Here is a 12,489-nt window from a genome sequence, read left to right on the forward strand (position 1 = left end):
TTTACAGAGAAATATTATTCCAAGGAGGTCATTTTAGTGGCTGAAAACAAAATCCCATACAAAATATACCTTGACGAAAGCGAAATCCCGACAAAATGGTACAATGTTCGTGCAGATATGAAAAACAAGCCTGCACCGCTTTTAAATCCTGCAACACTCAAGCCTATGACACACGCAGACCTTGCTCCCGTGTTCTGTGATGAGCTTATTGACCAGGAGCTTGACGATACAGACGCATACATTGACATTCCGGAAGAAATTCAGGACTTCTATAAAATGTACCGTCCATCTCCGCTTATAAGAGCATATTTTCTTGAAAAGGCTCTTGACACTCCCGCAAAGATTTACTACAAATTCGAGGGCAACAACACAAGCGGAAGCCACAAGCTCAACAGCGCAATTGCTCAGGCTTACTACGCTAAAAAGCAGGGACTTAAAGGTGTTACAACCGAAACAGGCGCAGGTCAGTGGGGTACTGCCCTTTCAATGGCTTGTTCATATTTCGGCCTTGACTGCAAGGTATTTATGGTAAAGGTTTCATACGAGCAAAAGCCTTTCAGAAGAGAGGTTATGAGAACCTACGGTGCAAGCGTTACTCCGTCACCGTCAACAACAACGGAAGTCGGCAGAAAGATTCTTGAGGCTCACCCCGGTACAACAGGAAGCCTTGGCTGTGCTATTTCTGAGGCTGTTGAGGTTGCAACTCATACAGACGGCTACCGTTATGTACTCGGAAGTGTGCTTAATCAGGTACTTCTTCATCAGTCTGTTATCGGTCTTGAAGCAAAAGCCGCTCTCGAAAAGTACAATGTAAAGCCTGACATTATCATCGGCTGTGCCGGCGGCGGTTCAAACCTCGGCGGTCTTATCTCTCCGTTTATGGGTGAAAAGCTCCGTGGCGAAAATGACTACAAATTTATCGCTGTTGAGCCGGCATCATGCCCAAGCCTTACAAGAGGTAAGTTTGCATATGACTTCTGCGACACAGGTATGATTTGTCCTCTCGCAAAGATGTACACACTCGGCAGCGGATTTATTCCGTCAGCCAACCACGCAGGCGGTCTTCGTTTCCACGGTATGAGTTCAACACTTTCTCAGCTGTATCATGACGGTCTTATGGAGGCAAGAGCAGTTGAGCAGACAAGCGTATTTGCAGCAGCAGAGCAGTTTGCAAGAGTTGAAGGTATTCTTCCTGCTCCCGAAAGCAGTCACGCAATCAGAGTTGCAATTGACGAGGCTCTCAAGTGTAAGGAAACAGGCGAAGAAAAGACAATTCTCTTCGGTCTTACAGGTACAGGCTACTTTGATATGGTTGCTTATCAGAAGTATAATGATGGCGAAATGAGTGACTACATCCCGACAGATGCCGAGCTCCAGCAGGGCTTTGACGGCTTGCCAAAGGTTGACTAATGCGAGTGCCTCGCACCTGGTTCGTGTAGACAGTTTCATTTTTCTAAAACTTATTATGCCCGAGCATTACTCGGCACGCACATAACTTTTCAGAATGCGAGTGCATTTTTAGAATTACATAAAAAAGAGGTCAGCAATGCTGACCTCTTTTCAACTGTATTATTTCGGTAACTGTATCTCATTTATACAGTTTATTTTCATCATAAATTTTCTGTCATTACTTGGCGGGCGTCCAATGAAAGCCCCTACGGAATTGTGCGAACAATTACAATACTACGCTCGGGCATAATATGTTTTTTTACATTACAAACTGTCTTCCCGACATTAATTTTCCATTTTCAATTTTCAATTTTACATTTAATTAAAACTGTCTTCACGAACCGGGAACGGCGACTCGCCGTGTAGGCGGATAATATCCGCCCATACGGTTCTAAAAGAAAAATTACAAAAACAAAAAACGGTTGGATTACTTTTTTCGTAAATCCAACCGTTAATTTTTTATTTGGTAATCTAAAGTCGTAATCTAAAATCCGAACTTATTCTCTGCCGGCACGAACGCTTGCGGAGGCAAGTATATACACAAAACCGAGGAGAATATCGGTTGCTATGTCGAACACTTCAATCACAAAAACAACCTGTCCGTTGACAACATTAAATATGATGTTAAGCACTCCGATAAGCACAAGCACTACTGCGAGTTTGCCCGAAGTTTTCAACATTTTTTGCATATCCGGCGGTGATGTCTTTTTTGAAACGGCTCTCAGTCCCATTGAACCTACTGCGAGCTTCAGCACCATTGAAACGGTGACAGTCACGATTAGCAGATAGTCGAATACCGATGCCGATCCGCCGTCAAATGACGGGATAATCGTATTAACCAGCTTGTATGCAACCAAAATTCCCGAAAATATAACTCCGAGAAACATTACAACTGCCGTTACTTTGATTTTTTCTTTCATAAGACACACCCCCGTGAAGGTTTAAGTTATCAGCCGATAAGTTCCTTGATTTTTGACTCTGCAAGAGCAGGATCTGCCTTACCTCTGCTGTTCTTCATAACATTTCCGACAAGCGACTTAATCGCCTTTTCCTTGCCGTTCTTATAGTCCTCAACAGCCTTTGGATTGCTCTCAACAGCCTGCTTGCACAAATCGTTGAGTGCGTTTTCGTCAAGACCGCCCATATCGCTTTCACTGATAAATTCAAGAGCACCTTTGCCGCTGTCAAGCATTTTTTCAAGTGTTGCCTTTGCAAGGTTGTTGCGGATTTTACCGCTGTCAAGAAGTTTTACAAGCTCGTTAAGCTGTTCCGGAGTAACCGCAACATCAAAGATTTCCTTATCAGCCTCGGTTTCTGTTCTGCGGAAAATCTGACCGATAATGAAGTTTGAAACTGTCTTTGGTGACTTAACGCCCTCGCAAGCCTTGTCAAAATACTCACTGATTTTGCGGTACTTTGTAAGAAGTTGTGCATCCTTTTCGGGAATTGCAAGTTCATCAATATATCTTCTGCACTTATCGGCAGGAAGCTCAGGCATTGCAGCCTTGATTTCCTCAACAACATCTTTCGGAACATGGATAGTAACAAGGTCGGGATCACGAAAATAACGGTAATCGTGAGCGTCCTCTTTACTTCTCATTGAAGATGTTGTGTTGGTTGCGTCGTCATAACGGAGAGTTTCCTGAACAACACTTCCGCCGTTTTCAATAAGGTCAACCTGTCTTTCAAACTCATACTCCATAGCCTTTGCTATGTTGTTAATTGAGTTCATATTTTTAATTTCGGTTCTTGTACCAAGCTTTTCGCTGCCCTTTGGACGAACCGAAATGTTTACATCGCAACGCATTGAGCCTTCCTGCATCTTACAGTCGGAAATTCCGATGTAACGCATAACCTGCTGAAGCTTTTCAACATACTCTCTTGCCTCGTCAATTGAACGAATGTCAGGCTCTGAAACGATTTCTATAAGAGGAACACCGCCACGGTTATAGTCAACATATGTGTCGCCGTGCTGATGAATGAGCTTTCCTGCATCCTCTTCAATGTGAATGTGGTGCAGACGGATTTTTCTGCCGTTTGAAAGCTCAACATAACCGCCTATAATAAGCGGAGCATAAAGCTGGCTGATCTGATAAGCCTTTGAAAGGTCGGGATAGCAGTAATTCTTTCTGTCCATTTTTGAAATCTCTGCGATTTCACCGTGAACTGCAAGACCTGCACGGATTGCATAACGAACTACCTCACGGTTAAGCTTTGGAAGTGTTCCCGGCAGACCGATACACACGGGACAGCAATGGCTGTTTGGCGCACCGCCGAATTTTGTAGTACAGCCGCAGAAGATTTTTGTCTTTGTGGCAAGCTCAATATGGGTTTCAAAACCCGCAACTAATTCGTAACTCACAGCTTAACACCCCACTTTGTATCCTTAAAGTTTTCAGCAGCAGCCTGCTGATATTTGTATGCCGCATTAAGAATTTCAGCCTCGCCAAAGCTCTTGCCGATAAGCTGCATACCAATCGGCATACCCTTTGCGTTGAATCCGCACGGAACCGAAACACCCGGCAGACCTGCAATATTGACAGGTACAGTGCAGATATCCGTAAGATAGGTTTCAATCGGATCGCTTACAGCATGTCCCTTTTCAAATGCTGTCATAGGAACTGTCGGAGCAAGGATTACATCGCACTTTTCAAATGCGTTGTTGAATGCCTTAACGATAGTGCCGCGAAGATTCTGAGCCTTTTTGTAATAAGCGTCATAGTAACCTGCGGAAAGCACATAAGTACCGAGGAGGATTCTGCGTTTAACCTCTTCGCCGAATCCCTCCGAACGGGTACGGCAGACCATATCGTGAGTGCCGTTGTAATGCTCGGTTTTGTAACCGAAACGGATACCGTCATATCTGCCGAGGTTTGAAGATGCCTCGGCACAGGCGATGATATAGTAAACAGGAAGGGCAAATTTGAGTTCGGGCAGGTCAAAGTAAACAATCTCTGCGCCCATTGACTTGTAGATATCGGCAGCCTTTAAGACAGCCTCTTTTACATCGTCACGGACACCCTCAAGATATTCCTTTGCAATACCGATTTTCATACCCTTGATGTCATTGTTGAGTTTTGAATAAGTGTCACCGACAAAGCCCTTTGAGGTTGAATCTTTTTCATCTCTCTTTGAAATTGCATCAAAAACAATTGCAGCGTCCTCAACAGACTTTGTAATCGGTCCAATCTGGTCAAGTGAACTTGCGTATGCGATAAGTCCGTAACGGGAAACCGCACCGTAAGTAGGTTTAAGACCTACAATACCGCAGAATGATGCCGGCTGACGGATTGATCCGCCTGTATCAGAGCCAAGACCGTAAGCGGCAATGTTTGCGCCTACCGCACTTGCAACACCGCCTGATGAACCGCCTGAAACATAGTTTGAATCAAACGGATTCATTGCACCGCCAAAGTATGATGTTTCGCATGAAGAGCCCATTGCGAACTCGTCCATATTCGTCTTGCCGAGCATAACTGCGTTTTCGCCTGCAAGAGTTTCCCAAACGGTTGCGTTATAAATCGGCTTATAGCCTGTGAGAATTTTTGAACAACAGGTTGTTTCAATTCCCTTTGTTGAAATATTGTCCTTGAGCGTCATCGGAACACCCTCGAGCATACCGATTTCCTCGCCGGAGGCAATTTTTCTGTCAACAGCCTCGGCAGTTTTCAGAGCCTCCTCGCCTGTTACGTTAACATATGCGTTAAGCTCGCCGTCAGCCTTTTCGATTTCGTCAAGATAGCTTTTTGTAAGCTCGGTACATGAACACTCTTTTGACACAAGCATTTCATGAATTTTTTCAATAGAACCCATTTTTACACCGCCTTACTCTCTGTTTCTTACAAGGAAGTGATCCTCTGCCTGCTCGGGAGCATTTGAAAGAATCTCCTTTGTATCGTAGGACTCAACAACCTCATCCTCACGAAAAACATTTGACAGATTGTTAATATCGTCAAACTCCTCGCCGTCTGTCGGAGCGTTATTGATTGTGTCGGCAAAATCTATGATTTCCTGCATTGACTTTGTAAGGCCGTCAAGCTCCTCTTCGGGAACAAAAAGCTTTGAAAGCAACGCAATGTTTTCAACATCTTCTCTTGTTACCATAAAAACCGTCCTTTTTAAAGAAAATAGGGCAAGTCATATAATATATAACTCGCCCTTTGAGTTTGAATATATGACTGCAAATGCAGTTTTTATCTTAATTTAATATGAACCTCACGGAGCTGCTGTTCTGTTACCTCACCCGGTGAACCGAGGAGAAGATCCTGAGCATTGGAGTTCATCGGGAATGCAATAACTTCTCTGATGTTCTCTTCCTCTGTAAGGAGCATAATCATACGGTCAACACCCGGAGCCATACCTGCGTGCGGCGGAGCACCGTACTGGAACGCATTGTAGAGTGCGGAGAACTTAGCCTTGAGGTCATCCTCGCTGTAGCCGGCAAGCTCGAACGCTTTCTTCATAATTTCAATATCGTGGTTACGAACAGCGCCTGATGAAAGCTCTACACCGTTGCAAACGATATCGTACTGATAAGCAAGAACCTCTTCGGGATCCTTGTTAAGAAGGCTGTCAAGACCGCCCTGCGGCATTGAGAAAGGATTGTGTGTGAAGATAATTTGATTTGTTTCTTCATCTCTCTCAAACATCGGGAAGTCAACGATAAAGCACATTTCAAAACGGCTTGTATCGATAAGGTCAAGACGCTTTGCAACCTCTGTTCTGATCTGACCCGCAAGCTTTGGAGCTTCCTGAGCAGTATCGGCGATAAAGTAGATTACATCGCCTGCTTTTGAACCGTTACGGCTGATAAGTTCTTCACGGTCGCCCTCTTTAAGGAACTTGTCAATCGGGCCGTCAAATGTGAGGTCATCTCTAACCTTAACATAGCCAAGGCCCTTCATGCCGATTGAAAGAGCGAACTCCTCCATCTTCTTGAACCATTTCTTTGACTGACCTGCGGCATTCGGAACATTGATTGAACGAACTGTCTTTTTGCGGAACGGAGCAAAGTCTGTTTCCTCAAACATATCGCTGATTTCAACAATTACGAGCGGATTGCGAAGGTCAGGCTTGTCTGTACCGTACTTGAGCATACTCTCGGCATACGGAATACGGGCAAACGGAGGCTTTGAAACCTCTTTATTTGAAAACTTCTTGAATGTTTCGTAAAGAACCTCTTCAGCAACAGCAAATACATCTTCCTGTGTTGCAAAAGCCATTTCAAAATCAAGCTGATAGAACTCACCCGGTGAACGATCTGCACGGGCGTCCTCATCACGGAAGCAAGGTGCAATCTGGAAATACCTGTCAAAGCCTGACACCATAAGGAGCTGTTTAAAAATCTGAGGAGCCTGTGGGAGAGCATAGAATCTGCCCTTGTGCTTTCTGCTCGGGATAAGGTAGTCACGAGCGCCCTCCGGAGATGAAGTTGAAAGGATAGGAGTCTGAATCTCCATAAAGCCCATTTCGTTCATCTTGTTGCGCAGAAATGTGATAATCTGCGAACGAATCATAATATTATTGTGAACCTTCGGGTTACGGAGGTCAAGAAAACGATATTTAAGTCTTACTTCTTCATTGGTATTTGTAGAGGTTGCAACCTCAAACGGAAGAACATTCTTACACTTGCCGAGAACCTTGATGTCCTCCGTGTGAACTTCAACGAAACCTGTTGCAATCTTCTTGTTAATTGTTTCTTCGTCACGCTTAACAACAGTACCGCTGAGAGTTACTGTACATTCCTTGTTGATATCCTTAAGAAGTTCATCGTTGTGAACAACAACCTGAAGCACACCGTACTGATCACGGATATCGAGGAACATTACACCGCCGTGGTCACGGATATTTTCAACCCAGCCCGCAACTCTGACCTGCTGTCCGATATTTTCTTCTCTTAACTCACCGCAGGTGACTGTGCGGTATTCATTAGCTTTTATCATTACTGTAACTATCCTTTCACAGATATTTTGCCTGTCAGCCTATTTATTTAGCCTATTCCTCTGTATTATAACACAATTGCTGTATTCAATCAATATTTTACAAAAGATTTTTTAAGCATACGGCAAAATATTCCGTTATTCAACGCTTTTAAGACTTTCAACCATATTAACGGCTTTAATCTTAAAGCTCATAACCGCATTTACAAGAATTGAAAACAGGAATGTCAGCCCTGCCGCATAGAGGTATGAAGTGAAATAAATATCTCTTCCGAACATAACGTTGTCAACCTCAACCGTCTGAATAATAAAGCCCGTCAAAAGGTTTCCGAGGAACAGACCTACGATAATTCCGAGGAGGGTCAGAATTATGTTCTCTTTGTAAATGAATGATGAGGTTTCACGATTGTAGAATCCGAGAACCTTAAAGGTTGCAATTTCACGGACACGCTCGGCAATGTTGATATTTGTCAGGTTGTAGAGTACAACAAAGGCAAGTGCCGCTGCGCAGATTATCATAACCGTAACAACCATATCAAGAGAGTTGAGCATATTTTTAAATTCGTTCAAGCTTGATGCAATGTAGCTTACCGCCGCAATTTTATCATCTGATAAAACCTGTGAGCCGAATTTGTCGCAGGCGGAATCCGAGGTATCTTTGAGTGCGACATCAGCCATATTATAGGTGCAGTCACTGCCGAACAAGCTCTTATAGGTGGTTGGCGTCATGTAGACAAAATTGTAAATGTACTGTTCAAAAATTCCGCTGACCTTGACCTCCGCTTTTTTGCCGTCAACATTCAGTGTGATTTTGTCGCCCGTTTTTATTCCAAGCTCACTGCACATTTTTTCGCTGAGCATTACTCCGCTGTCCGAAAGCTTGAGTTCTTCTTTGCCCTTTCTTGTATGCAGAGAAACAATTTCGTCAAACTTTTCGGAATTCTGCGGTACAACAAGATTTGTGTCGCTGTCCTTAACCTTACTGCCGTGTGTTACCGTGCATTCCTGCTGTGAAACAAGCATTGAGTGTTTGACATTGCTGTTTTTATCAAGTGTATCTGTCAAAAACGAAAGATTGTCGGCACTTCCGCTGTCTTTCGGAACAACAACGGCGTCGTATTTATAGATTGTTTCAAACTGATCGTGCGTCATCGGTTCAAAGCTGTTGAGCAAACCGAATGCGGCAACAATCAGAGCCGTACAGCCTGCCACACCGATAACAGTCATACAAAGTCTTACCTTGTATCTGAACAGATTTCTTGCGGTCAGCTTTGAGTTAAAGCTCATATGTGACCACAACGGTTTTATGCGTTCAAGCAAAATTCTCTTGCCCGCCTTTGGTGCTTTCGGCCGCATAACAGCCGCAGGCTTTTCGTGCAGAGATTTAGCACACACTACAACCGATACAACAACCGTGCAGACAACTGCGGCAACAATTCCGAAAATTATGCTTGTATAGTCTGGTATCAGCGTTATATCGCCGATGTAGTACATAATTTTGTAAGCATCATAAATTACAAACGGCAAGGTGAAAATGCCGATTAAAATACCGATTACACTTCCGATAACAGCCGCAAGCAATGAGTAGATTACAAACTTCATTACAATGCTTGTGTTGCTGTAGCCGAGTGCTTTCAGCGTTCCGATTTCGGTACGCTTTTCCTCAATAAGTCTTGTCATTGTGGTTACGCAGACAAGCACCGCTACGAGCAGGAAGAATACGGGAAATACCGTTGCAACAGCGCCGAGTCTGTCTGCATTTGAAGAAAATGTTGAGTAACCCGGGTTGTCGCTTCTGTCGAAGACATACCACTTTGGTTCTGTAAGAGAATTGATTTCTTCCTCTGCATCTTTGATTTTATCCTCTGCCTTTTTGAATTCTTCATCGGCTTTTTTAACGCCGTCATCGTATTCCGTCTGTGCATCGGAGAGTTTTTTCTCGCCGTTTTTCTTTTCCTCGGCAAGCTTTGCAACACCGCTGTCGTACTCGCTCTGAGCGTCATTCAGCTTGCTTTCTGCCAAATCAAGCTGTGCCTGACCGTCTGCCGACTGTTGTGCAAGTTCTGCTTTTGCGGCATCAAGCTGTGTCCTTCCGCTTGAAATCTGTGAATATGCGTAGTCAAGCTGAGCCTGTCCCTCACTCTTTTTCTGTTCAAAAAGTGCCTTGCTTTCGGAAAGTCGGCTTTCACTTTCTTCAAGCTGTGCCTTTGCGGAATCGTATGTTGCGTTGAGTTCGTCAAGCTTCTGCTGAGCCTGTTCAAGCTGTGCGTTCAAAACAGCAAGCGTTTCTTCATCGGTCGTCTGACTGATTTGATACTGCAAAGCCGAAACAGCTTCCTCAGCCTGACTTATTCCTGCCAAAAGCTGTGGTTCCTGTTCGGTTTGAAATGTATCCTTTGCCGACTGCAACTGATATTCCGCATTTTCTATTTCAGCCTGTGATTTTGAAATTTCTTTATCAAATTCTGCTTTTGAAGAATTATATTGTTTTTCTGCAGAATTAAGCTGACTTTCCTTTTCGGCAATCTGAGCCTGTGCATCGGCAATTTTTGTGTTGTATTCATTGCGTGAATTTTCAAGCTGTGTCTTGCCGTCCTCAATCTGCTGTTTTGCCGAATCAAGTTTTTTCTGTGCATCATCGGTCTTGGTTTTCAGCTCTTTTTTGCCGTCATCAATCGCCGTCTTTGCATCGGCAAGCTTCTTTTCGGTTTTTTCTTTATTGTCCGAATACTCCTGTTTTGCATCTGCAAGGTCGCTCTTAGCCTTATCGATAACCTCAACCGTAAAGCTGTTACTCCTGTTCTCTCCCACCTTTTCAAAATCGGCGGCTTTATTCTCTATGGCATTATCATAATCGTCTGTGTATGCCAAGAATTTATCCGAAATATCGGTTTTTACATAAAGCTCCGTGTAGCGTTCAAAGGCAAAATCTTCGGGGCAAATGTAGAAATAATCCGAGATTTTTCCGTTGCCGACCGTCGTAGTTCCTCGCTGATATGCTATGTAAAGAGGTGACTGCACAAGACCGACCACCGTGTATTCAAGGGTTTTAAGTTCGGTTGAAGTATCTGTATCGCCCGTCTGTTTTGCGAATCTGATTTTGTCGCCGATTTTATAACCCTCTGCCGTGAACGAGGTTGAATCGGCTGCAATTTCACCCGACTTTTCGGGAAGTCTGCCTTCCGTCAAAACAAGCTTGTTCTGAACGGAATTATCACCGTATTTTTCGGGAAGCGCAATGACTCTCATAGTCCTGCCGCCGCTGTCGGCATCGGTCTGAACATCGCAGAAATATGACGGCATAACAGAGGTTACTCCGTCCGTATTTTTTACCGCCTTTATGTCGTCCTCATCAAATCCGACCGTTGACACAAGTCGGTAATCCATAAGCTCCTGCTCGTCCGTGTAGGTTCTTGCAAGATTGTACATTGACGGAACTGTTGCCTTTATTCCGGCGAAAAATCCCACTCCAAGGGCGATAATCGCCATAATTGAGATGAATCTTGCTTTTGTATTTTTAATTTCTCTGAATGTGTTTTTTATCAAGGATTTAGTCATTGTGACACCTCCTTTTTATTTTTTACCACTCAATTTCTTCAACATTTTTCGGATTTTCATTGTAAATATCTTCAACAATTTTTCCGCTTTTCATTCTTATAATGTGATCCGCCATCGGTGTTATTGCTCCGTTGTGAGTGATGAGAACAACGGTCATTTTGTCTTTACGGCAGGTTTCCTGCAACAATTTCAGAATCTGTCTGCCCGTGTTGTAGTCAAGCGCACCTGTCGGTTCGTCACAAAGCAAAAGCTTCGGTCTTTTGGCAAGTGCTCTTGCGATTGAAACTCTCTGCTGTTCACCGCCCGAAAGCTGTGCGGGAAAGTTGTTTGCCCTTTCAAGCAAGCCCACACTATCAAGAGCAGTTTCGCTGTCAAGAGGATTACTGCAAATCTGAGCGGCAAGCTCAACATTTTCCTTTGCCGTTAGGTTATGGACAAGGTTGTAGAACTGGAACACAAAGCCTATGTCGTGCCGTCTGTACTCAATAAGCTGTTTGTCCTTAAATTTGCTTATATCCTTTCCGCCGACAATGATTTCGCCCTCGGAACAGCTGTCCATTCCGCCGAGAATATTCAGAACGGTTGTTTTGCCTGCACCGGACGCACCGACTACAATTGCAAACTCGCCCTCCTCAACCTTGAACGAAATGCCGTCAACCGCATTGATGACAATCTCACCCGTTTTGTATCTTTTGTAAACATTATTAAATTCTACAAGGCTCATAAAATCACCCTTTTCATATGTTTCTTACAGAAAAAAATCACTGTGCTTTGCATACTAATTATACCAAATTAATGCCGCAATATCAACAGAAATCTTACCGTATTCGTCATCTGTATGTACAATATTTTGAAATTATACATATAAAAACAGCAGAGGTCACACTAAACCTCCGCTGCAAAAAATTATTCATATGTATGGTCACAGACCTCGTTGATTTTATCACGGAGCTTTAAGAAATCATCAAATGCGTCGGGCTTTCTGCGTGGATCACGCAAAATTGCCGCAGGGTGAAGCATTGCCATCATAAGCACACCGTTTTTCTCAATCCACTGACCGTGTTCCTTTGTGATTTTGATATCCGATTTAATAAGCCTTGCCGCCGCAATTCTGCCGAGACAGACAATAATTTTCGGCTTAATCATTCTCACCTGTGTTCTGAGCCACTCAATGCACATTTCCTGTTCTTCGGGCTTTGGATCACGGTTCTTCGGCGGACGGCACTTTACCATATTGGCAATGTAAATATTCTTGTTTCTGTCAAGGTCAACAGCCACAAGCATTTTGTCAAGCAGTTTGCCTGCTCTGCCGACAAACGGTTCGCCTTGAAGATCCTCGTTTTCGCCCGGACCTTCACCGATGAACATAACCTCTGCATTTTCGTTGCCGACGCCCACAACAACATTTGTGCGAGTTTCGCAGAGTTCACACCTGTGACAGTTTTCACAAGCCGATTTTAATTCTTCCCAGGTATTATACATAATTTTCTCTCCCAAAATAAAGATTTAAATTTATCAAAAATGTTGAAATTCCAAGAATAAA

General features: G+C 43.7%; 9 protein-coding genes. 1 reads left to right on the top strand and 8 read right to left on the bottom strand.

The window, feature by feature from the left end; all coding sequences use genetic code 11:
- Positions 1-36 precede the first annotated feature (36 nt).
- On the top strand, positions 37-1,410 hold the full coding sequence (locus tag AC2HW8_RS06710; protein WP_484327328.1) for a TrpB-like pyridoxal phosphate-dependent enzyme: 1,374 nt from the start codon (positions 37-39) through the stop codon (positions 1,408-1,410).
- A 536-nt stretch (positions 1,411-1,946) separates the two neighbouring features.
- Here the strand turns inward: AC2HW8_RS06710 and AC2HW8_RS06715 are convergent.
- The 8 genes from AC2HW8_RS06715 to AC2HW8_RS06750 all read right to left on the bottom strand — a co-directional run bounded on the left by AC2HW8_RS06715 (position 1,947) and on the right by AC2HW8_RS06750 (position 12,428).
- The gene (locus tag AC2HW8_RS06715; protein ID WP_021883562.1) at positions 1,947-2,369 is read right to left on the bottom strand and encodes a hypothetical protein; all 423 of its coding nucleotides are present in this window, start codon (positions 2,367-2,369) and stop codon (positions 1,947-1,949) included.
- A gap of 29 nt (positions 2,370-2,398) precedes the next feature.
- Entirely contained in the window at positions 2,399-3,811 is a 1,413-nt protein-coding gene (gene gatB / locus AC2HW8_RS06720; RefSeq protein WP_046431881.1) for an Asp-tRNA(Asn)/Glu-tRNA(Gln) amidotransferase subunit GatB, read from the bottom strand.
- Positions 3,808-5,262, bottom strand: coding sequence for an Asp-tRNA(Asn)/Glu-tRNA(Gln) amidotransferase subunit GatA (gene gatA / locus AC2HW8_RS06725; protein ID WP_015522683.1), 1,455 nt, complete (start codon positions 5,260-5,262; stop codon positions 3,808-3,810). The genes gatB and gatA overlap by 4 nt, the downstream gene beginning before the upstream one ends.
- Before the next feature lie 12 nt (positions 5,263-5,274).
- Positions 5,275-5,553 carry an Asp-tRNA(Asn)/Glu-tRNA(Gln) amidotransferase subunit GatC gene (gatC, locus tag AC2HW8_RS06730; RefSeq protein ID WP_015522682.1) on the bottom strand — a complete coding sequence of 93 codons (279 nt, stop codon included), beginning with the start codon at positions 5,551-5,553 and terminating at the stop codon, positions 5,275-5,277.
- 89 nt (positions 5,554-5,642) lie between these two features.
- Positions 5,643-7,391 carry an aspartate--tRNA ligase gene (aspS, locus tag AC2HW8_RS06735; RefSeq protein WP_021883559.1) on the bottom strand — a complete coding sequence of 583 codons (1,749 nt, stop codon included), beginning with the start codon at positions 7,389-7,391 and terminating at the stop codon, positions 5,643-5,645.
- 135 nt (positions 7,392-7,526) lie between these two features.
- Complete coding sequence (locus tag AC2HW8_RS06740) at positions 7,527-10,946, bottom strand: FtsX-like permease family protein (protein WP_484327329.1); 3,420 nt, start codon at positions 10,944-10,946, stop codon at positions 7,527-7,529.
- Between the two features lie 22 nt (positions 10,947-10,968).
- Complete coding sequence (locus tag AC2HW8_RS06745; protein WP_015522679.1) at positions 10,969-11,670, bottom strand: ABC transporter ATP-binding protein; 702 nt, start codon at positions 11,668-11,670, stop codon at positions 10,969-10,971.
- Between the two features lie 182 nt (positions 11,671-11,852).
- The gene (locus AC2HW8_RS06750) at positions 11,853-12,428 is read right to left on the bottom strand and encodes a uracil-DNA glycosylase (RefSeq protein WP_296642134.1); all 576 of its coding nucleotides are present in this window, start codon (positions 12,426-12,428) and stop codon (positions 11,853-11,855) included.
- Positions 12,429-12,489: the final 61 nt, after the last annotated feature.

The sequence above is a fragment of the Ruminococcoides sp. genome, from assembly GCF_057037865.1.

Excerpts from the sequence above, each read along its gene's own strand:
- AC2HW8_RS06715 (WP_021883562.1), bottom strand. The coding sequence starts at position 2,369 with ATGAAAGAAAAAATCAAAGTAACGGCAGTTGTAATGTTTCTCGGAGTT.
- gatA (WP_015522683.1), bottom strand. The coding sequence starts at position 5,262 with ATGGGTTCTATTGAAAAAATTCATGAAATGCTTGTGTCAAAAGAGTGT.
- gatC (WP_015522682.1), bottom strand. The coding sequence starts at position 5,553 with ATGGTAACAAGAGAAGATGTTGAAAACATTGCGTTGCTTTCAAAGCTT.
- aspS (WP_021883559.1), bottom strand. The coding sequence starts at position 7,391 with ATGATAAAAGCTAATGAATACCGCACAGTCACCTGCGGTGAGTTAAGA.
- AC2HW8_RS06740 (WP_484327329.1), bottom strand. The coding sequence starts at position 10,946 with ATGACTAAATCCTTGATAAAAAACACATTCAGAGAAATTAAAAATACA.
- AC2HW8_RS06745 (WP_015522679.1), bottom strand. The coding sequence starts at position 11,670 with ATGAGCCTTGTAGAATTTAATAATGTTTACAAAAGATACAAAACGGGT.
- AC2HW8_RS06750 (WP_296642134.1), bottom strand. The coding sequence starts at position 12,428 with ATGTATAATACCTGGGAAGAATTAAAATCGGCTTGTGAAAACTGTCAC.